The organism is Citrobacter sp. KTE151 (assembly GCF_000398845.1).
GTDB lineage: Bacteria > Pseudomonadota > Gammaproteobacteria > Enterobacterales > Enterobacteriaceae > Citrobacter > Citrobacter braakii.
Genome location: NZ_KB976059.1, coordinates 576,451 through 596,710, shown reverse-complemented (window position 1 = coordinate 596,710; position 20,260 = coordinate 576,451). Strand labels below are relative to the sequence as shown.

Below are 20,260 nucleotides of genomic sequence, written 5' to 3'. Positions count from 1 at the left end.
TTAGAATGCCGATAAATATGACTTTCATCATCAGGAAATGTTATGAAACCCACCACCATTTCACTGCTGCAGAAATGCAAGCAAGAGAAAAAACGCTTCGCGACCATTACCGCCTACGACTACAGCTTCGCTAAGTTATTTGCCGACGAAGGCATTAATGTGATGCTGGTTGGCGACTCACTGGGCATGACGATTCAGGGGCATGACTCCACCCTACCGGTCACCGTTGAAGATATTGCTTACCACACTCGTGCCGTACGTCGTGGCGCTCCCAACTGTCTGCTGCTCTCCGACCTGCCATTTATGGCTTACGCCACGCCGGAACAAGCATTTGAAAACGCCGCGGTGATGATGCGGGCGGGCGCTAATATGGTCAAAATTGAAGGCGGCGCCTGGCTGGTGGATACGGTAAAAATGCTCACCGAACGCGCCGTACCGGTTTGCGGTCATCTGGGATTAACACCGCAGTCGGTGAATATTTTCGGCGGCTATAAAATTCAGGGCCGCGGCGACGCCGGGCAGGTATTGCTGGATGACGCGCTGGCCTTAGAAGCCGCTGGCGCTCAGTTGCTGGTGCTGGAGTGCGTGCCGGTTGCGCTGGCGAAGCGCGTCACCGAAGCGCTGTCGATTCCGGTTATCGGTATCGGCGCTGGTAACGTCACCGATGGACAAATCCTCGTCATGCACGATGCCTTTGGTATTACCGGTGGCCACATCCCGAAATTTGCGAAGAATTTCCTCAATGAAGCAGGCGACATGCGCGCCGCAGTGCGGCAGTATATGGCTGAAGTGGAGTCCGGCGTTTATCCGGGCGAAGAACACAGTTTCCACTAATTTTTCAGGCCATATATCGGCCTGAAAAGCGTAGCGCCATCAGGCGGTTCGCTGCATGTTGCCGGATGGCGGCGTAAACGCCTTATCCGGCCTACGGTTCCTCAGGCAACTCAAGGAGTCTTGTCGTGTTAATCATTGAAACCCTGCCGCTGCTGCGCCAGCATATTCGTCGTCTGCGTCAGGAAGGCAAACGCGTCGCTCTGGTTCCCACCATGGGCAACCTGCACGACGGCCATATGAAGCTGGTCGATGAGGCAAAAGCGCGGGCTGATGTGGTGATCGTCAGCATTTTCGTCAACCCGATGCAGTTTGACCGACCGGACGATCTGGTGCGCTATCCGCGCACGCTGCAGGAAGATTGTGAAAAGCTGAACAAGCGTAAAGTCGATTATGTTTTTGCGCCAGCCGTTGAGGAAATCTACCCGCAGGGTCTGGAAGGCCAGACTTTCGTTGAAGTTCCCGGTCTCTCCACCATGCTGGAAGGCGCCAGCCGTCCAGGCCACTTCCGTGGCGTTTCCACTATCGTCAGTAAGCTGTTTAACCTGATCCAGCCAGATATCGCCTGCTTTGGCGAGAAAGATTTCCAGCAGCTCGCACTGATCCGCAAAATGGTGGCGGATCTGGGTTATGACATTGAGATCGTTGGCGTGCCGATTATTCGCGCCAAAGACGGTCTGGCGCTTAGCTCACGTAACGGTTATCTGACCGCAGAGCAGCGAAAAATTGCGCCGGGTCTGCACAAAGTGATGAACGGCATCGCTGAAAAGCTGCTTGCCGGCCATCGTGACCAGGAAGAGATTATTGCCATTGCCGAGCAGGAACTGAATGAAAAAGGCTTCCGTGCCGACGATATTCAGATTCGTGATGCCGACACGCTGCTGGAGCTGACGGAAACCAGTAAACGCGCGGTGATTCTGGCCGCCGCCTGGCTGGGTCAGGCACGTCTGATCGATAATCAAAGCGTTACATTAGCCCAGTAGACAGGGGTTAAAAATCAGGCAATACTGCCTGAGAATTTCTCAAAGCAGGCCAGTAGTGCCTGCTTAGCCAAGGTAAACGACAGGGTATAGAAGTTATGATTCGCACCATGCTGCAAGGCAAGCTCCACCGCGTAAAAGTCACGCAGGCGGACCTGCACTACGAAGGCTCCTGCGCCATCGACCAGGATTTCCTCGATGCCTCTGGTATTCTGGAAAACGAAGCTATTGATATCTGGAACGTGACCAACGGTAAACGTTTCTCAACCTATGCGATTGCGGCTGAACGCGGCTCCAGAATCATCTCGGTGAACGGCGCAGCGGCACACTGTGCTGAAGTCGGCGACATTGTGATTATCGCCAGCTTCGTCACCATGTCTGATGAAGAAGCCCGCACCTGGCGTCCGAAAGTGGCCTACTTTGAAGGCGACAACGAAATGAAGCGCACCGCGAAAGCCATTCCGGTACAGGTTGCCTGACAGCCCTTACCCCTGCGGCTGATTACTTATCAGCCGCGACATCGTCTCCAGCGAATCCGTTCTTAAAATATAAAGTCTTTTCAATAAGAACGGATTATCCCCCGGTTTAACCTTCCCTCTCACCGTGGTGACCGCCATGTGGAATCCCGCGTCGCCTGCCGCTTTTACTGCGGTGGCGTTATAGCCGCCAAACGGGTAAGAAAGATAAAGAACGTGAGGGTTAAACTGGGACAACGCCCGACGCGAACGGGCAAAATCAAACAGAATATTGTGATAGCTGCGACTCAGCAGGATTGGCCGGTGATTCGCATCAACCCGATGTAAAAAATGTGTATGCGACTGGAAGTCGAACACGTCCCTAATCTCATTCAGTTCCGCGATGCTCATGAACTGCAGTGATTTCGGATCCCACTTCTGCGGGTGGCGCTTGATACGTGAGGAGATAATAAACGCCGTTGCCTTCATGCCGTGCTGCTTCAGAATCGGGTAAGCATAACGACTCACCGACTTCAGACCATCATCAAAAGTCAGCACCACCGCCCGCGCCGGGAGATTCATATTGTTGCGAACATAGCCTTCCAGTTGGTACATCGTCAACGTGGTGTAGCCGCGGTCCTGTAGCCAGGCCATCTGGTTGCTGAAGGCGCGTACGGAGGTTGTCGTGGAGGTGTGGCGAAAACGGGTATTCTCTTCATCGCGCAGAATATGGTGATAGGTTAACACCGGGATACCGTTGTCTTCCTGCGCATCCAGAGCGCTGATATAGGCCAGTCTGCCGCCAATACGGATCTGGTACCAGGTTTGGTTGAGACGGTCTTTAAGTTTGCTGATAACCGGATAACGCAGATTATCCGCTAGCACGCCAAACGGGGCGCTACCAACATCCGGAGCGTTATAAACCGGCGTATCTTTCCAGGTGATCAGGCTTTGGTTGCTGAGGGGTTTATTGAGATCGCCCAGACCATCATCGACTTTCTGCCGCCCCTGCACAGGCTCCAGATGCCCCTTATCAATAAACCCGGTACCAAAACCAAAGGTAAATTCGTAATAGTCTGCCGCAATTGGCTCAACGGCGAGGATCTGCCCGGCGCGAATATTTCCTACCGTCACCATCTTGTTGCCAATCTGCGCCCACACGGCGGCTGCTTCGGTGGTTTGCATGTAGCGAGCAGGCAAAGCCGCAGCTATGCTGCCAGAAAACAGGAGCAATAAAACAAGCAGAACGCGCATCACCATATGAGATAACCGAGGCGAGAAACCCCGGCTATTGTAGCAAAAGCGCCATCAATACCAATGATTAATACTCATACAAATCATGCTTCAACACGAAGGGGGGATTTTTCTGTTGTTGATGCCAGAGGCTAGAGACTTCGGGCCCGCCAAGCGCAACGATGCTATCACGAAACGCAGAACTGCTCATCGATTCCCGCGACGAAAGCATTCGCTCAAGCAATGGATAACTGATACCTGAAATCACTTCACACTGGGGATGTTTATGGCTCATTAACGAAGCCACGCGGTAAGGCGCGGCCCCGGCCATATCCGTCAGGAATATCACACCCTCGCCAGAGTCTGTAGCATGCAGGGCATGGCACATCATGCGGCTTAGCATATTCGAGCTAAGCCCACGCCAAAAACTCACCGCCTGGCATTGAACCAACGGGCCGTACTTTTTCTCCAGACGATGCAGCATATCCTGTGCCTTATCATCATGACAGGTAATTACCCAACCTAGCATTGCCTACCTCCTTAGCAGGCAAGTAGTTTATCAGGGTGATAAATCCGTAATGGTGATAAGCATCAAAAGTCTTCCTCTCCCGGGTAAGGAGAGGAAGAAAGACTTAGCTGCGCAGGCCGCGTCCGCGCTGAATCAGGTACCAGCACAGCAAATAAAACGCCGCGATAAACACCACCAGCACGCCAAAGGTGGTGACCAGCGGAACATCGTGGATCCCCAGGAAGCCGTAACGGAAACCGCTAATCATGTAGACAATCGGGTTCAGATGCGATAGTCCCTGCCAGAACGGCGGCAACAGCGTTAACGAATAGAAAACGCCGCCCAGATAGGTCAGCGGAGTCAGCACGAAGGTTGGGATCAGGCTGATATCGTCAAAGGTTTTAGCGAAAACCGCGTTCAACAGACCGGCCAGCGAAAACAGCACCGCTGTTAACACCAGCGTAAGCGCCACAAAGACCCAGGAATGCACCTGGAACGGCACGAAGAACAGCGAAATCGCTGTTACCAGGATCCCTACGCACAGGCCACGCGCCACGCCGCCGCCAACAAAACCGGCGATGATCACGTGCGTCGGTACCGGAGCGACCAGTAGCTCTTCAATGTTGCGTTGAAACTTGGCGCTGAAGAATGACGATGCCACGTTGGCGTACGAGTTGGTAATTACCGCCATCATAATCAGCCCTGGCACGATAAACTGCATGTAGCTAAAACCATGCATTTCGCCGATACGCGAGCCGATCAGGTTACCAAAGATAATAAAATAGAGCGTCATAGTAATGACGGGAGGAACCAGAGTCTGGACCCAGATACGCATAAAGCGGTGGATCTCTTTCGCCCAGATGCTTTTCAGCGCAACCCAATAAAGCTGCATCATGCGCGATCTCCTTGTTTTTCATGCACCAGAGAAACAAACAGTTCTTCCAGTCGGTTTGCTTTGTTTCGCATACTCAATACCTGAATGCCCTGGGCGCTCAGCTGTGAGAACACGCTGTTGACCCCCTGTTCACGCAGGACTTCCACTTCCAGCGTGGAGGTATCCACCAGCCGGTATTGATAGCCCTCCAGTTTTGGCAGCGGGCTTTTCGGTGCCAGATCGAGAATAAAGGTCTCGGATTTCAGCTTAGAGAGCAGGCTCTTCATCGAGGTGTTTTCCACCAGCTCGCCGTGCTGAATAATGCCGATATTGCGACACAGCATTTCCGCTTCTTCGAGATAGTGAGTGGTCAGAATAATCGTGGTGCCTTTGTCGTTTAAATCCTTTAAAAAACCCCACATTGAACGACGCAGCTCAATGTCGACCCCCGCCGTCGGTTCATCAAGGATGAGTAATTTAGGCTCGTGCATTAGTGCGCGGGCAATCATCAGACGGCGTTTCATCCCGCCGGAGAGCATGCGCGCGCGCTCGTTACGTTTTTCCCATAAATCGAGCTGCTTTAAATATAGTTCGCTGCGTTTGACCGCCTCTTTATACTCAACGCCGTAATAACCCGCCTGGTTGACTACGATCTGCTGCACGGTTTCAAACGGGTTAAAGTTAAACTCCTGCGGTACCAGACCAAGCTGGCGTTTCGCATTAACGGTATCTTTTTCAAGATCGTATCCGAAGACGCTCACCCGCCCAGAGGTTTTATTCACCAGCGAGCTGATTATCCCGATGGTGGTGGACTTGCCTGCGCCATTCGGTCCCAAAAGCGCATAAAAATCCCCCGCTTCGACTTGCAAATCTATTCCGCGTAACGCCTGAACGCCACCGGGATAGTTTTTTTTAAGTTGTTGAAGTTCCAGAGCAATGGTCATGGTTTTTTACTTACCTTACATTCTAATGCTTGATATTTGGTTTTAATAAATCAGGAGTTAACCTATATTAGCGCAACGCAATTCAATTGGTTACAGCCTCCATGAAAGACATAGATACACTCATCAGCAACAACGCGCTATGGTCAAAGATGCTGGTAGAAGAGGATCCCGGATTTTTTGAAACGCTGACTCACGCACAAAATCCGCGCTTTTTATGGATTGGATGTTCCGACAGTCGCGTTCCCGCAGAACGTTTAACCGGTCTTGAGCCGGGTGAATTATTTGTTCACCGTAATGTTGCCAATCTGGTTATTCACACCGACCTGAACTGTCTCTCAGTGGTTCAGTATGCGGTGGATGTGCTGGAAGTGGAACATATTATTATTTGCGGCCACTATGGATGTGGTGGCGTACAGGCGGCTATTGAAAATAAAGAACAGGGGCTGATTGATAACTGGTTACTGCATATTCGCGATATCTGGTTTAAACACAGTTCACTGCTGGGGGAAATGCCGCAGGAACGTCGCATTGACACCCTGTGCGAACTGAATGTAATGGAGCAGGTCTACAACTTGGGCCACTCAACCATCATGCGTTCAGCCTGGAAGCGCGGTCAGAAAGTTACCATTCACGGCTGGGCTTACGGTATTCATGATGGCCTGCTGCGCGATCTGGACGTCACCGCCACCAGTCGCGAGACGCTGGAGCAGCGCTATCGCCAGGGGCTGTCTAACCTCAGCCAGAAACATACCAATCACAAGCAGATACCAACAAGCGGCAGCGACGCTTAAGTCGCTTTTCGGCCTGCGGGGAAGTATCGTGCAGGCCGAATAAGCAAAGCGCCATCAGGCGCTCCCGACATTACTCGTCCAGCAGCACCACTTTGCCAACGTACGGCAAATGGCGATAACGCTGGGCATAGTCAATGCCATAGCCGACAACAAACTCATCTGGGATAGAGAATCCGATAAACTCAACCGGAACATCCACTTCACGACGGGTAGGTTTGTCCAGCAGCGTACAAATAGCCAGGGATTTCGGCTCGCGCAGGCTCAGAATCTCACGCACTTTGGACAACGTGTTACCGGAGTCGATGATGTCTTCGACAATCAGCACGTCCTTGCCACGAATGTCTTCATCCAGGTCTTTCAGGATTTTAACATCGCGCGTGGTGGACATTCCGCTGCCATAGCTGGAAGCAGTCATGAAATCGACTTCGTGGGAGACATGCACTTCACGGCACAGGTCGGCCATAAACATAAATGAGCCGCGTAACAGACCAACCAGCACCATATCGCTGCCGCTGTCCTTGTAACGTTCGTTAATCTGACGTCCCAGTTCAGCAATACGCGCTTTGATCTCCGCTTCCGGGATCATGACTTCAACAGTATGTTTCATATCTCTAACCATATGATTTAAAAACAAATCACTCAATGCTAACTTTTAATAAGCCAGCATCTAAGCGCAAGGCACGCAGTATACCAGCAAAAGCATTCATACGCGGCATCTGTTGATAAAGTTCATAATGTGACGTTTATCACGCGTTTTAGCTCCTATAATTAACTGCTATTAAAGAAATAACACCTGTGATGGTATTTTTTATGGCAAATAACAACGTACGTTCTCAACGGCTTATCGTGACCCTAAGCGCCCTGTTTGCGGCACTTTGTGGACTATATCTCCTGATTGGTGGAGGCTGGCTGGTCGCCATCGGTGGCTCCTGGTATTACCCGATCGCGGGCCTTGCCATGCTCGGTGTGGCTCTCCTGCTGTGGCGCAGTAACCGCTCCGCCCTTTGGCTGTATGCCGCCCTGCTTCTCGCCACCATGATTTGGGGCGTCTGGGAAGTCGGCTTTGATTTCTGGGCGCTGACGCCGCGTAGCGACATCCTGGTCTTCTTTGGTATCTGGCTTATCCTGCCTTTCGTCTGGCATCGCCTGATTATCCCTTCCAGTGGCGCAGTAGCGGCGCTGGTGGTGGCCCTGCTGATTAGCGGCGGTATCCTGACCTGGGCTGGCTTCAACGATCCACAAGAGGTTCACGGCACGCTGAGTGCAGATACCTCTCAGGCCGATGCAATCTCAGCGGTTGCCGACGAGGATTGGCCGGCTTACGGTCGCAATCAGGAAGGTCAGCGCTACTCACCGTTAAAACAAATTAACGCTGACAACGTTCATCAGTTGAAAGAAGCCTGGGTATTTCGTACCGGGGATTTAAAACAACCCAACGATCCCGGTGAAATCACCAATGAAGTCACGCCAATAAAAGTGGGGGATACTCTTTATCTGTGTACCGCCCACCAGCGGCTGTTCGCCCTGGATGCGGCCAGCGGTAAAGAGAAGTGGCATTTCGATCCCCAACTCAATACCAATACCAGCTTCCAGCACGTAACCTGTCGCGGCGTTTCTTATCATGAAGCCAGACCGGATACGGCTTCTGCAGAGGTGATGGCCGACTGTCCGCGCCGCATCCTTTTGCCGGTCAATGATGGTCGACTGTTTGCCTTGAATGCCGAGACCGGCAAGCTGTGCGAAACCTTCGCCAATAAAGGTATTTTAAATCTGCAGACCAATATGCCGGATACCTCACCGGGCCTGTACGAACCAACGTCTCCCCCGATAATCACCGATAAAACTATCGTTATTGCCGGGTCGGTAACCGATAACTACTCAACCCGCGAAACATCCGGGGTGATACGTGGTTTTGACGTCAATAACGGCAAGCTTCTGTGGGCGTTTGATCCCGGTGCCAAGGATCCTAATTTCATCCCGTCAGATGAACATACCTTCACCTTTAACTCACCCAACTCCTGGGCGCCTGCGGCCTACGACGCGAAGCTGGATCTGGTGTATCTGCCCATGGGCGTTACCACGCCGGATATCTGGGGCGGTAACCGCACACCGGAACAGGAACGTTACGCCAGCGCCATTCTGGCGTTAAATGCCACGACCGGGAAATTGGCCTGGAGCTATCAGACCGTCCACCACGATCTGTGGGATATGGACTTACCGGCGCAGCCAACCCTGGCGGATATCAACGTCAATGGAGAGAAAATTCCGGTCATTTATGCCCCGGCAAAAACCGGTAATATCTTTGTGCTCGACCGTCGTAATGGTGAACTGGTGGTGCCTGCCCCGGAAAAACCGGTGCCGCAAGGTGCAGCCAAAGGTGATTATGTCAGCAAAACCCAGCCGTTCTCCGATCTCAGTTTCCGTCCGCAAAAAGATCTCAGTGGTGCGGATATGTGGGGCGCAACCATGTTTGACCAGTTGGTGTGCCGCGTAATGTTCCACCAGTTGCGCTATGAAGGCATTTTTACCCCGCCTTCAGAGCAAGGCACTCTGGTGTTCCCGGGTAACCTCGGCATGTTCGAATGGGGCGGTATTTCCGTTGATCCCAACCGTCAGGTAGCCATTGCCAACCCGATGGCGCTGCCGTTCGTTTCTAAGCTGATCCCACGCGGTCCCGGCAATCCGATGGAGCCGCCGAAAGATGCCAAAGGTACTGGCACGGAGTCCGGTATTCAGCCGCAGTACGGCGTACCGTTCGGCGTAACGCTTAATCCATTCCTTTCACCATTTGGCCTGCCGTGTAAACAGCCAGCATGGGGCTACATTTCCGCCGTAGATCTGAAAACCAATCAAGTGGTGTGGAAAAAACGCATTGGCACGCCACAGGACAGCATGCCATTCCCAATGCCGGTTCCGGTGCCGTTCAATATGGGGATGCCGATGCTGGGTGGACCTATCTCCACCGCGGGTAACGTGCTGTTTATTGCCGCGACTGCCGATAACTATCTGCGCGCATACAACATGAGCAACGGTGAAAAACTGTGGCAGGGTCGGCTTCCGGCAGGCGGCCAGGCAACGCCGATGACGTATGAAGTTAACGGTAAGCAATATGTGGTGATATCCGCCGGGGGCCACGGCTCATTTGGCACCAAGATGGGCGATTATATCGTGGCATACGCGTTGCCGGACGACGCGAAGTAAAATGGACAACGCCCGCTAATCAGCGGGCGTTTTTTTATTCAAACTTCAGTGACAGTAACGACGCTTTTGCGGCTTCCTGATACTGAGCCACCAGATCTTTGGTCATATTGAAGGAGACCTGCACCGCTTTCTCGTTTTGCGAGGTAATCAGCAGCATATTGAGAATTTCAGTATCCGGCGCTTGAGAACGGAAAGTAATCAGCCACGCTTTATGTCCATCAACCGTGACAGGTTCCGCCTGCGGCTTGAAGTTGGTCAGCATCTTCAGCGTCGCATCCTTTGCCATATCCAACTGAGCGGCAGGCAACGCGTTGCGCCCGGCGGTAATACCTAGAGACGCTTTACCGCGTTCGTCACCGTAAATCACCTGTGGACGGTTTTCAGAGGGGTATTTGATTTTTGCCATTTCGTCCGGCATCGGCGTGAGTGTCTGCGGAATTTCGAGACTTAAATTCAGTTTTGAAATCTGTTGACGTTCCATCTTTATCGCAGCCTGTGCCGAAACCGCCAGAAGCATAATAAAAGATGCCGTCAGTACTTTACGCAAAAGGGTCATGAATACCTCGTGATGAGTGATTAACCTCATCAGTATATGAATGCTTTTACTCGACGATAAAGTAATAATCCGTTTTTGAAATAAACATTTAGCGGATAGCGCCACCGCTATCCGCCGCTGTTTATACGGTAAAACCGAGCATCATCCCGGTGTCTTCATGCTCTAACAAATGGCAGTGCGCCATATAGGCATGTTCCTTTGGCGCGTCGTGGTCAAATTTCACCAGCACCTCGCTCACGCCGCCCTCTACCCGCACCGTATCTTTCCATCCCGCGCGGTGCGCAGCAGGCGCTTTGCCATTTTCAGACAGAATACGGAACTGCGTGCCGTGAATGTGGAACGGATGCAGCATCATGTCGCCCTGACCGGAAATCACCCAGCGTTCGTGCTGACCTTTCGCCGCGGCAAACATCGGTTTATTCATATCAAACGCCTGACCATTAATCCGGTTGGCATTATGGAAATCGAATGTTCCATGCTTCATGTTGCCCATGTCGCCATGCTGCATATTCCCCATCTCACCGTGGTTCATATTGCCATGCTTCATGTTCCCGTGGCCCATATTGTCATTATTCATATGGCCCATCATCTTGCCATGATCCATACCCGCCATAGCCTGAGCGCCGTACTTCTTGATCAACATTTGCATGCCCATCATGTCGAGCATTGGGTCCATCGATAATTGCAGTTTGCGCACCGTCAGCCCCTCAAGCGATGGCAGCGCCAGCATGGATGTCAGCGTATCCGGTAACGTGCCGGAAGCGGTAATCAGCAGCGGCTGAACGCGCATCACCGGATGCGGCTTATCAAATGGTGCAATCGCCATGCCCATCTGACCCACAGGCAGAGTGACCAGATCAAACGCTTTACCGTCGCTCACATCCACCAGCACTTCAAAGCGTTCGCCCATCAGCATAGGAAGTTCGGTTACTTTTACTGGCTCCGCCAACAGTCCGCCGTCGCTGGCAATAACGTACAAAGGACGATTGTCGCTGGCCGCGATATTCAGTGAGCGTGCGTTACAACCATTTAGCAGACGCAGGCGCAGCCAACCGCGCGGTGCAGCATGCTGAGGATAAATCGCCCCATTGGTCAGCAGCGTATCGCCAAACCAACCGACGGCAGCGGTCATGATGTCCAGTTGATAGTTAACCTGACCATCAGCAGAGAACTGTTTATCCTGAATAATCACCGGCACATCATCAATGCCCCACTGCTTAGGCAGCAGCAGCTTGCGAATCTCTTCATCTTCAATCAGCACCAGCCCGGCCAGGCCCATCGCCACCTGATGACCGGTCTTCCCATGCTGATGCGGGTGGAACCAGCAGGTTGCCGCGCGCTGATCCGGTGTGAAGGTCACAGAACGTTTCCCACCCGCCGGAATAATACCTTGCGGGCCACCGTCGACTTCACCGGGGATTTCCAGCCCGTGCCAGTGCAACGTCGTCTCTTCGGCAAGCTGGTTATGGATATCCACCGTCACCGATTGCCCTTTGCTCAGCTTGACCGCCGGCCCGAGCAAACTGCCGTTATATCCCCAGGTCGTGGCTGTTTTGCCTGCAAAACTCGACTGTCCGGCTTGCACGATCAGCTGCATACGGTTAGAGGCATCTGCGGTTAACAGGTCTGGAATGGGTAATGCGGGACGGTCTGCAGCAAATACGCTTCGGCTCCACAGAGGTAACGCTGACGCGACGCCCAGCGCCACGGAGTACTTTAAAAAGTCACGACGTTGCATAATCACTTCCTTATATTCAGCAGCTTAAGCAGGCTATCTTTTAAGCATAAGCCTTCCCCTTACGGGAAGGTCAAGTAAACGGCTAATAATAAAGGTCGTCGCTTCGCTCGCAGTGTGCTAACGTTTAAATTCCGTGATGCAGTGGTAGAAGCAATGAAGACGTTTTTCAGAACCGTTTTGTTCGGCAGCCTGATGGCCGTATGCGCAAACAGCTACGCGCTTAGTGAGTCCGAAGCCGAAGATATGGCCGATTTAACGGCAGTTTTTGTTTTTCTGAAAAATGACTGTGGATACCAGAATTTGCCAAATGGGCAGATTCGTCGCGCACTGGTCTTTTTTGCCCAGCAAAACCAGTGGGACCTAAGTAATTACGACACCTTCAATATGAAAGCGTTGGGTGAAGACAGCTACCGCGACCTCAGCGGTATAGGCATCCCAACGGCCAAGAAATGCAAAGCGCTGGCACGTGACTCCCTGAGCCTGTTGGCTTACGTAAAATAATCTCCGGCACGACCACGGTTGATATTACCGTTACTCTGGCTGAACCAGCGTGAGGGCAACGGATTGCGCTTTTAATTCAGCCTGCGCGTTTGGCGCTAAATTCACATCGGTAACAACATCGGTAAAGCGGCTGAGCGGCGCGACGTTAAATAACGAATGCGCACCGTACTTGCTGCTATCCGCCAGTAATACCTTGCGTTGAGCATTAGCAATAATTTCCTGCTTTAATCCCGCTTTGTCTTCCGTGGGCGTGGTTACGCCCTTTTCCATACTCCAGGTGTTACAGCTCATAAAAGCGATATCAGGATAGACGCTGCGCAACATTTTCCGGCCAAACTCGCCAATACAGGACTGGCTACTGTCATCGATGCGCCCACCGACGATCGTCACCTCTATCTGGCGAAATTCTGACAAAAACAGGGCAATGTGTAGATCAACGGTAATGACGCGCAGCGGCAAATGCGTCAAACATTTTGCTAGTTCCAGCATCGTGGTACCGGCGTCAAGCACCACAGCATCGCCCGCGCGCACCATTGAGGCGGCAAAACGCGCAATCGCCCGTTTCTCAGCACGCGAACGCAGTTGCTTTTCGTTCGTGGTCGGCTGCGCCGCTTCAAAGCGTCGTAACGCAACACCGCCGTGGCTACGGCTGATCACACCCTGTTCATCCAGCTTAATTAGATCGCGTCTGATCGTTGCTGGTGAAGCGTCAACCGCATCAACCAATTGTTCCACGGTAACCAGCGTATGATTTTTCAAATACGCCACTATCTTATCCAGACGGTGTTGCCCTTTCATAACAGTAAATTACGCCAGTTGCATTGCCAGTTTGATCGATACGGCCATGCTCTCAGATTTTGCTTTTCCCGTCCAGGCGATATCAAATGCCGTACCATGATCGGCAGAAGTACGAATGAACGGCAAACCTGCTGTGATATTTACGCCATCATAAAAACCGAGCAACTTCAGTGGGATATGTCCCTGGTCGTGGTACATCGCCACGACCATGTCATACTGGCCTTCATGAGCCTGTAAAAACACGGTATCCGGTGGGCACGGACCGTAAACATCCATCCCCTTCGTCTTCATATTCTCAATCGCAGGCCCGACAATACGGATTTCCTCATCGCCAAACAGACCATTCTCACCGGCATGTGGGTTCACTCCCGCAACGGCAATACGCGGATGCGCAAAGCCTACGCGCTTCAGGAAGGTATCGGCAATGCCAATCACCGTTTCGACACGTTGCCCATTGAGCGTATCGAGGAATTTGCGCAGAGCGATATGCGTGGAAACATGGATAACTTTCAGTTTGTCTGTGTACAGCACCATTGCGTAATCACGACTTTCCGTCAGCGTTGCCAGCAGTTCCGTATGTCCGGGATAATTGTGTCCACCAAGATGCAATGCTTCTTTGTTCAACGGCGCGGTCGCAATCGCATGCACATCACCCTTCATTGCCAGTTCCGTCGCGCGTTTCACACAGCGATAGGCCAGATCGCCCGCCTGCGCCTGTACGGTTCCCGGAACAAGTTCATCGGGTTGTGCCAACGGTTCATCAATCACATGAATCGTATCTGGTGTAAATCGGGCATCGGCGACCTGTTCAATAGCGCGAAATGTCACCCCTTCGGCCAACCCCTGGGCCTGCAATCGATGCAGCGTTTTCAGGCACCCAACCACCACTAACGGCGCACCGTTAAGCTCATCCTCGCGTAGCGCTTTAACAATAATTTCCGGACCAATCCCCGCCGGATCTCCCATCGTAATCGCAATTGTTTTAGTTACCACGGTACATCTCCTCAATAAAATACAGCGCATCACAAAGGGTCGTGTCAGAACCGAATCCGCCCGCTTTGGTAATCACAGGCAAGTCATCAATCTCGCTATTCACAAACGTTCCACACGGAATACAGGGGGCAACCTCACTTTGAATGCGATACCCTTCGGCTCCCAACGCACTGGCGACCGCCGTGGCAATATCACCTCCGGTCAGGAACAAGCCGCCGATACGTGCCTGTTCAATAATGTGCAGCGTTATCATTCCGAGACGCTGGCTCAGCAGTTCTCCTAGCTGTTGTCGGCTCATTTCCACGTTACGACACAGCGCGTCGATCATATCCCGGTCTTCAGCACGCCGACTGGTGCGCAGGATCGTGTGGTGTTGTTGACTCAACAGCCCACAAGCCTGCTCAATAACGGAGGCCATTTCCTGCTCGAATGCTGACCCTGCCAGGCGTGCGGCATCAACGTCCACCACCTTTGCCCGGTCCTGACACAAGGCCTTTTCCACCTGACGTCGCGTTGCTTCGCTCATTGAGCCCGCCACAACCAACACCGGCAATTCCTGCTTTTCTTGCATAAACGTTCCGGCCGGTAGCGCATTGGCAAGCCCCGCCGCCCCGACCAGTAGTGGCATCTGTTTTTGCTCACAGACCGCCTGAGCAATCAACGCGAGATCTCGTTCCTCTTGCGCATCCACCACCACCATACATTCACCTGCTGTCGCGAATCCGCTCAGCAACGCACTCAAGCTTCCCCGACGCACATCCGCTAGCGACACCTCATGTACCGGGATATCGCTTTGTAACGCGACCAGTTCAGCAATACGTGAAGAGAGAATTGGCGTTTTCGGATCGCTGGCGAATTCCGTCTCCAACAGCGGTACGCCATGAACCAGGCATAATCCATCCCGTGTGGTACGCCCGGCGGCAGGAATCGCCGCCGCAATAACGGCCTGAGTCCGACCAGCTGTGTGCATGGCAGCAGTAACTTCAGCCCCTACGTTGCCACGGAATGTCGAGTCGATTTTTTTGTACACCAGCGGTTTTATTGCTTCTTCACACCATGGCGCTAACGCCTGTTGTACAGCGGCTGCGGCCTGCATTGCAGGCATCGCCCGACTTTCCGTGTTGATGACCAGAACATCGACGCGACGAGAAGGCTTCTGTGCCGATGTAAGCATGACCTCAGTGCGTGCGCCTTTTTTCGCCAACTGTACGCCGGTATCGTTAGACCCCGTAAAATCATCGGCGATAACGATCATTTTCATGCTTTCTTCTCCTGCACCGCCTGACGCGCCTGTTTTTTCGCCACCCACGACGTAAGAATTGGCGTCAGAATAGCGGTGGTAATTACCGACGCAGCAATCAACGGCGCAGCCGCAGCGGCAACCTCTGCCAACGATGGATCGGCTTGTGCTATCGCCAGCGGCGTCGCGACGGCGTTCCCCGCTGTACTGGATGCAGCGGCGCCAGCAATACCACTTCCGCCTACCAGACGATCGGCACGAATGTTAAAGAAGCCGCCAACAAAGGTGGTCAGCACGCCAAGCAGTATGCCTGCCAGACCACCCTGCAGCAGCATTTCCAGATTAATGCCAGCCCCAAGTGCAAACGCAAAGAAAGGAATGAGCAACGGACCGCCTTTGGTCAGGAAGTCACGCATATTGGCATCGAGGTTACCGAGGATCATACCTACCGCCAACGGTACCAGAACTGCCACCAGCGCCATGACAGGAATGTTTGCCATACCCGCAGCACCCAGTGCAATCATGGTAAAGAAAGGTCCGTCATTCAAAGACAGAATGGAAATCGCACCGACATCACGTTCGTTGCCAAATTCCCCAACCAGCGCCGCATAAAGCCCGCCATTGGAGTTACTCATTGCCGCAATAATGGCGACACCGCTCAAGCCAAAGATGCCTTCTGCACCAAACAGGTGTTCAACCCCGAGACCAATCGCGATTGCGACCAGCAATTTCGTCAGCGTAATCGTACCGCCTTGTAACAAAGCCTGTGGTGCCGCCTTTACACTAATTCCCGCCCCCATGCAGAGCAGGAACGCGCCGATCAAAGGAGCCGCACCATTTTTAAATAAAGCCGTGGTGAATCCACCGATCTGCAACGCCTGCGGGGCAAAAGTGTTGATAATGGCACCGATAACCAACGGCACTACCATCATGCCGCCGGGTACGCGTTCTATTGCCTTCTTGATGTTCATGGTCTTCCCGCCTGTTGTTGTGTTGTGATTAAATAAAATCATAACGATTATATTCAATCAAAAACAGATCGCAAACGCGGCAGATCACAGTTTTAAAATGATTAATAAAAATCAAATAATCATTTCAATGAAAAAAAGCCGGGTTCGTCTCACCCGGCTTCATTGATATCTGAAATATCTCAGGATTGTTGTACAAACTCGCGGTACGCCGCCACGACCTGAAGAAAGTCCTCTACGCCGCAAAGTGAAAAGCTCTCTTCGTCGTAGTAGCTCATCCCCTCTTCCATTTCATCTCCGGAGAATTCCAGCTGATTGGCGCGCACCATCACCTCTTCACCATCCAGCCAGAGCGTGTATTCATGCCCTGCTCGCTGCCAGGAGCGCTCACTGCCCTTCACCGCATGCGCCGCCTGTTCCACTTCATCAAGTAAGGCCAGGTTCTCTTTCACTTCTTCGTTAAACCAGTGCCCCACCACCTCGTGGCCCATGGACATACGCACTTTTACCACTCCGGTAATATCGCGCAGAAATTCGTAATCCATAATGTCTTCCTCTGCTCCCGGCAATGCGCCAATACCGCATTGCACCTTGCTGTAATTATCGCAGCAGCGCGGCAGAAAAAAAGCGTAGCGGGTATAAGGAATAGAAATAAAAATGCCCGGAGAAGCAGACTTCTCCGGGCATTGATGCGTTTTTACACAAATCGCGTTAGCGTATTACACCGCGGTCTGGAAAATCACACCATCGGCTTTCTCAGTATACTGAGACAGCTGGTCGAAGTTCAGATAACGGTAAGTATCCACCGCCGTCTTATCAACCTGCGCCACATAGGTCTGATACTCTTCCGCCGTCGGCAGTTTGCCAATCAGCGCCGCAACCGCCGCCAGCTCCGCAGAAGCCAGGTAGACGTTCGCCCCGGTACCTAAACGGTTCGGGAAGTTACGGGTAGAGGTCGAAACCACCGTTGCGCCGTCAGCCACACGCGCCTGGTTACCCATGCACAGCGAACAGCCTGGGATCTCAATACGCGCACCGCTCTTACCAAACACGCTGTAGTAGCCTTCTTCGGTCAGCTGCGCCGCATCCATACGGGTTGGTGGAGCCACCCACAGACGCGTCGGCAACTGGCCTTTGTGTGCATCCAGCAGTTTACCCGCCGCACGGAAGTGGCCGATGTTAGTCATGCAGGAGCCAATGAAGACTTCATCGATCTTCTCGCCCTGCACGTCAGACAGCAGACGCGCGTCGTCCGGATCGTTCGGTGCACACAGGATTGGCTCTTTGATATCCGCCAGATCGATGTCGATCACCGCCGCGTATTCTGCGTCAGCGTCGGCTTCCAGCAATTGCGGATCCGCCAGCCATTTTTCCATCCCCTGCACACGACGCTCCAGCGTACGGCGATCGCCGTAACCTTCAGCGATCATCCACTTCAGCAGAACGATGTTAGAGTTCAGATACTCAACGATCGGCTCTTTGTTCAGTTTGATGGTACAACCGGCAGCGGAACGTTCAGCGGAGGCATCGGTCAGTTCGAACGCCTGCTCCACTTTCAGATCCGGCAGACCTTCGATTTCGAGGATGCGGCCAGAGAAGATGTTTTTCTTACCTTTCTTCTCAACGGTCAGCAGACCCTGTTTGATCGCGTACAGCGGAATGGCGTGTACCAGATCGCGCAGGGTAATCCCCGGCTGCATTTTGCCTTTGAAACGCACCAGAACGGATTCCGGCATATCCAGCGGCATCACGCCGGTCGCAGCAGCAAACGCCACCAGGCCAGAACCCGCCGGGAAGGAGATGCCAATCGGGAAACGAGTATGGGAGTCACCGCCGGTGCCGACGGTATCCGGCAACAGCATGCGGTTCAGCCAGGAGTGGATTACGCCATCGCCCGGACGCAGCGACACGCCGCCACGGTTCATGATGAAGTCCGGCAGAGTATGGTGCGTGGTCACGTCAACCGGCTTCGGATACGCGGCAGTGTGACAGAAGGACTGCATCACCAGGTCAGCAGAGAAGCCCAGGCACGCCAGGTCTTTCAGTTCATCACGGGTCATCGGGCCGGTGGTATCCTGAGAACCCACGGAGGTCATCTTCGGTTCGCAGTACGCGCCCGGACGGATACCTTTCACACCGCAGGCGCGGCCCACCATTTTCTGCGCCAGAGAGAAGCCGCGGCTGCTTTCCGCCACGTCTTTCGCCTGACGGAATACGTCGCTGTGCGGCAGTCCCAGCGCTTCGCGCGCTTTGGTGGTCAGGCCACGACCGATGATCAGCGGAATACGGCCACCAGCGCGCACTTCGTCGATCAGCACATCAGTTTTCAGCTCAAAGCTTGCCAGCAATTCGCCGGTTTCGTGGTTACGCACTTCTCCTTTGAACGGGTAAACGTCAATCACGTCGCCCATGTTCATGTTCGAAACGTCCACTTCGATTGGCAGTGCGCCCGCATCTTCCATGGTATTGAAGAAGATCGGTGCAATTTTGCCGCCGAGACACAGACCGCCGCCGCGCTTGTTCGGTACATGAGGGATATCATCGCCCATGAACCACAGTACGGAGTTGGTTGCAGATTTACGCGAAGAGCCGGTACCAACAACGTCACCCACATAAGCCAGCGGGTAGCCTTTTTTCTGCAGTTCTTCAATCTGTTTGATCGGGCCTACCGCGCCCGGCTGGTCCGGTTCAATACCTTCACGGGCGTTTTTCAGCATCGCCAGCGCGTGCAGAGGGATATCCGGGCGAGACCATGCGTCCGGTGCCGGAGAGAGGTCATCGGTGTTGGTTTCACCCGTCACTTTAAACACGGTAACGGTGATTTTTTCAGCCAGAGCAGGACGGTTCAGGAACCATTCGGCATCGGCCCAGGACTGCATTACCTGCTTCGCATATTCGTTGCCCGCTTTGGCTTTTTCTTCTACATCGTAGAAGTTATCGAACATCAGCAGCGTTGAAGAGAGCGCTTTGGCGGCGATCGGCGCCAGTTTTGCGTCGTCAAGCGCGTCGATCAGCGGATGAATGTTGTAACCACCCTGCATGGTGCCTAGCAGTTCAATGGCTTTTTCTGGAGTCACCAGCGGGGAGGTGGTGTCGCCTTTCGCGACGGCAGCGAGAAAACCCGCTTTAACATAAGCGGCTTCATCTACGCCAGGAGGAACGCGGTTGATCAACAGGTCTAACAGGAATTCTTCTTCGCCCACAGGCGGGGTCTTCAGCAGCTCGACAAGTGCGGCCATTTGGGTTGCGTCTAACGGTTTTGGCACAATCCCCTGGGCAGCACGCTCAGCTACGTGCTTACGGTATTCTTCTAGCACGACGATATCTCCTCGCTCTCATTGTCATAATGCGGCGCTTTTGTAGATGGGCGATTCTCTTCACGCTCCTGTGAGACAGTAGTTAGTAGGGTAAATGCCCGGTACCGCGTAAGGCACAATAACAGGATTTTCATTAAGTGTTAATCCGTTTACAAAAAAGCAACATAAAAAATTGGCTGAATCGTTAAGAATGGTGTAGCGACAAGGCGGGGCGTAATTTAGGCTCCCTAAAAACGATGTAAAACGGTTAATTTTCAAGCGTGACATGCTGAATATTCCAGCGATTTTTCAGCCATCAGATATAATTGTGTAATAAATCTTCACACTCTTTT

At 52.9% G+C, this 20,260-nt stretch carries 19 protein-coding genes; 6 read left to right on the top strand and 13 right to left on the bottom strand.

Annotation, left to right across the window (positions count from 1 at the left end):
* The first annotated feature begins 42 nt into the window (after positions 1-42).
* The 3 genes from panB (at position 43) to panD (ending at position 2,290) form a co-directional block, all read left to right on the top strand.
* The gene (gene panB, locus WC7_RS21500; protein ID WP_016151738.1) at positions 43-834 is read left to right on the top strand and encodes a 3-methyl-2-oxobutanoate hydroxymethyltransferase; all 792 of its coding nucleotides are present in this window, start codon (positions 43-45) and stop codon (positions 832-834) included.
* Positions 835-959: 125 nt separating this feature from the next.
* Positions 960-1,814 (top strand): pantoate--beta-alanine ligase, encoded by an 855-nt coding sequence (panC, locus tag WC7_RS21505; protein WP_016151737.1) that lies wholly within the window; start codon positions 960-962, stop codon positions 1,812-1,814.
* A 95-nt stretch (positions 1,815-1,909) separates the two neighbouring features.
* Entirely contained in the window at positions 1,910-2,290 is a 381-nt protein-coding gene (panD, locus tag WC7_RS21510) for an aspartate 1-decarboxylase (protein ID WP_000621526.1), read from the top strand.
* 6 nt (positions 2,291-2,296) lie between these two features.
* Here panD and WC7_RS21515 read toward each other — a convergent pair whose 3' ends face one another.
* From WC7_RS21515 to WC7_RS21530, 4 genes are all read right to left on the bottom strand, one after another.
* Positions 2,297-3,526: a polysaccharide deacetylase family protein gene (locus WC7_RS21515; protein ID WP_016151736.1), complete on the bottom strand. Its 1,230-nt coding sequence runs from the start codon at positions 3,524-3,526 to the stop codon at positions 2,297-2,299.
* Between the two features lie 61 nt (positions 3,527-3,587).
* A complete protein-coding gene (locus WC7_RS21520; RefSeq protein ID WP_016151735.1) occupies positions 3,588-4,028 on the bottom strand; it encodes a PTS sugar transporter subunit IIA in 441 nt (146 codons plus the stop codon).
* 103 nt (positions 4,029-4,131) lie between these two features.
* Complete coding sequence (locus WC7_RS21525; RefSeq protein WP_003829467.1) at positions 4,132-4,902, bottom strand: ABC transporter permease; 771 nt, start codon at positions 4,900-4,902, stop codon at positions 4,132-4,134.
* A complete protein-coding gene (locus WC7_RS21530; RefSeq protein WP_016151734.1) occupies positions 4,899-5,825 on the bottom strand; it encodes an ABC transporter ATP-binding protein in 927 nt (308 codons plus the stop codon). Before WC7_RS21530 ends, WC7_RS21525 begins: the two co-directional genes overlap by 4 nt.
* A 101-nt stretch (positions 5,826-5,926) precedes the next feature.
* Here WC7_RS21530 and can point away from each other — a divergent pair, with 101 nt between their 5' ends.
* Entirely contained in the window at positions 5,927-6,616 is a 690-nt protein-coding gene (can, locus tag WC7_RS21535) for a carbonate dehydratase (protein ID WP_016151733.1), read from the top strand.
* A gap of 70 nt (positions 6,617-6,686) precedes the next feature.
* Here the strand turns inward: can and hpt are convergent, their stop codons facing one another.
* Positions 6,687-7,223, bottom strand: a complete 537-nt coding sequence (gene hpt / locus WC7_RS21540) for a hypoxanthine phosphoribosyltransferase (RefSeq protein WP_016151732.1) — start codon at positions 7,221-7,223, stop codon at positions 6,687-6,689.
* Between the two features lie 203 nt (positions 7,224-7,426).
* On the opposite strand from hpt, the gene WC7_RS21545 reads away from it, so the two are divergent.
* Positions 7,427-9,817, top strand: coding sequence for a glucose/quinate/shikimate family membrane-bound PQQ-dependent dehydrogenase (locus tag WC7_RS21545; RefSeq protein WP_032931273.1), 2,391 nt, complete (start codon positions 7,427-7,429; stop codon positions 9,815-9,817).
* A gap of 34 nt (positions 9,818-9,851) precedes the next feature.
* Here the strand turns inward: WC7_RS21545 and WC7_RS21550 are convergent, their stop codons facing one another.
* Both WC7_RS21550 and cueO read right to left on the bottom strand, forming a co-directional pair.
* Complete coding sequence (locus tag WC7_RS21550) at positions 9,852-10,373, bottom strand: hypothetical protein (protein WP_016151730.1); 522 nt, start codon at positions 10,371-10,373, stop codon at positions 9,852-9,854.
* Positions 10,374-10,494: 121 nt separating this feature from the next.
* Positions 10,495-12,111, bottom strand: a complete 1,617-nt coding sequence (cueO, locus tag WC7_RS21555) for a multicopper oxidase CueO (protein ID WP_016151729.1) — start codon at positions 12,109-12,111, stop codon at positions 10,495-10,497.
* A gap of 153 nt (positions 12,112-12,264) precedes the next feature.
* Between cueO and WC7_RS21560 the strand changes: the two genes are divergently transcribed.
* Positions 12,265-12,612 carry a YacC family pilotin-like protein gene (locus tag WC7_RS21560; protein ID WP_003018667.1) on the top strand — a complete coding sequence of 116 codons (348 nt, stop codon included), beginning with the start codon at positions 12,265-12,267 and terminating at the stop codon, positions 12,610-12,612.
* 30 nt (positions 12,613-12,642) lie between these two features.
* Here WC7_RS21560 and WC7_RS21565 read toward each other — a convergent pair whose 3' ends face one another.
* The 6 genes from WC7_RS21565 to acnB all read right to left on the bottom strand — a co-directional run bounded on the left by WC7_RS21565 (position 12,643) and on the right by acnB (position 19,928).
* Positions 12,643-13,410, bottom strand: a complete 768-nt coding sequence (locus WC7_RS21565; RefSeq protein ID WP_016151728.1) for a DeoR/GlpR family DNA-binding transcription regulator — start codon at positions 13,408-13,410, stop codon at positions 12,643-12,645.
* A 9-nt stretch (positions 13,411-13,419) separates the two neighbouring features.
* Entirely contained in the window at positions 13,420-14,403 is a 984-nt protein-coding gene (locus WC7_RS21570) for a D-threonate 4-phosphate dehydrogenase (protein WP_016151727.1), read from the bottom strand.
* Positions 14,393-15,664: a D-threonate kinase gene (locus WC7_RS21575; protein WP_016151726.1), complete on the bottom strand. Its 1,272-nt coding sequence runs from the start codon at positions 15,662-15,664 to the stop codon at positions 14,393-14,395. The genes WC7_RS21570 and WC7_RS21575 overlap by 11 nt, the downstream gene beginning before the upstream one ends.
* Positions 15,661-16,614 (bottom strand): 2-keto-3-deoxygluconate permease 1, encoded by a 954-nt coding sequence (locus tag WC7_RS21580; RefSeq protein WP_016151725.1) that lies wholly within the window; start codon positions 16,612-16,614, stop codon positions 15,661-15,663. Before WC7_RS21580 ends, WC7_RS21575 begins: the two co-directional genes overlap by 4 nt.
* Positions 16,615-16,793: 179 nt before the next feature.
* Positions 16,794-17,156: a protein YacL gene (gene yacL, locus WC7_RS21585; RefSeq protein WP_016151724.1), complete on the bottom strand. Its 363-nt coding sequence runs from the start codon at positions 17,154-17,156 to the stop codon at positions 16,794-16,796.
* A 174-nt stretch (positions 17,157-17,330) separates the two neighbouring features.
* Positions 17,331-19,928 carry a bifunctional aconitate hydratase 2/2-methylisocitrate dehydratase gene (gene acnB / locus WC7_RS21590; RefSeq protein ID WP_016151723.1) on the bottom strand — a complete coding sequence of 866 codons (2,598 nt, stop codon included), beginning with the start codon at positions 19,926-19,928 and terminating at the stop codon, positions 17,331-17,333.
* Between the last annotated feature and the right edge of the window lie 332 nt (positions 19,929-20,260).

Coding starts and splice junctions, on each gene's coding strand:
- panB (WP_016151738.1), top strand. CDS start 43: ATGAAACCCACCACCATTTCACTGCTGCAGAAATGCAAGCAAGAGAAA.
- panD (WP_000621526.1), top strand. CDS start 1,910: ATGATTCGCACCATGCTGCAAGGCAAGCTCCACCGCGTAAAAGTCACG.
- WC7_RS21515 (WP_016151736.1), bottom strand. CDS start 3,526: ATGGTGATGCGCGTTCTGCTTGTTTTATTGCTCCTGTTTTCTGGCAGC.
- WC7_RS21520 (WP_016151735.1), bottom strand. CDS start 4,028: ATGCTAGGTTGGGTAATTACCTGTCATGATGATAAGGCACAGGATATG.
- WC7_RS21525 (WP_003829467.1), bottom strand. CDS start 4,902: ATGATGCAGCTTTATTGGGTTGCGCTGAAAAGCATCTGGGCGAAAGAG.
- WC7_RS21530 (WP_016151734.1), bottom strand. CDS start 5,825: ATGACCATTGCTCTGGAACTTCAACAACTTAAAAAAAACTATCCCGGT.
- can (WP_016151733.1), top strand. CDS start 5,927: ATGAAAGACATAGATACACTCATCAGCAACAACGCGCTATGGTCAAAG.
- hpt (WP_016151732.1), bottom strand. CDS start 7,223: ATGAAACATACTGTTGAAGTCATGATCCCGGAAGCGGAGATCAAAGCG.
- WC7_RS21545 (WP_032931273.1), top strand. CDS start 7,427: ATGGCAAATAACAACGTACGTTCTCAACGGCTTATCGTGACCCTAAGC.
- WC7_RS21550 (WP_016151730.1), bottom strand. CDS start 10,373: ATGACCCTTTTGCGTAAAGTACTGACGGCATCTTTTATTATGCTTCTG.
- cueO (WP_016151729.1), bottom strand. CDS start 12,111: ATGCAACGTCGTGACTTTTTAAAGTACTCCGTGGCGCTGGGCGTCGCG.
- WC7_RS21560 (WP_003018667.1), top strand. CDS start 12,265: ATGAAGACGTTTTTCAGAACCGTTTTGTTCGGCAGCCTGATGGCCGTA.
- WC7_RS21565 (WP_016151728.1), bottom strand. CDS start 13,410: ATGAAAGGGCAACACCGTCTGGATAAGATAGTGGCGTATTTGAAAAAT.
- WC7_RS21575 (WP_016151726.1), bottom strand. CDS start 15,664: ATGAAAATGATCGTTATCGCCGATGATTTTACGGGGTCTAACGATACC.
- WC7_RS21580 (WP_016151725.1), bottom strand. CDS start 16,614: ATGAACATCAAGAAGGCAATAGAACGCGTACCCGGCGGCATGATGGTA.
- yacL (WP_016151724.1), bottom strand. CDS start 17,156: ATGGATTACGAATTTCTGCGCGATATTACCGGAGTGGTAAAAGTGCGT.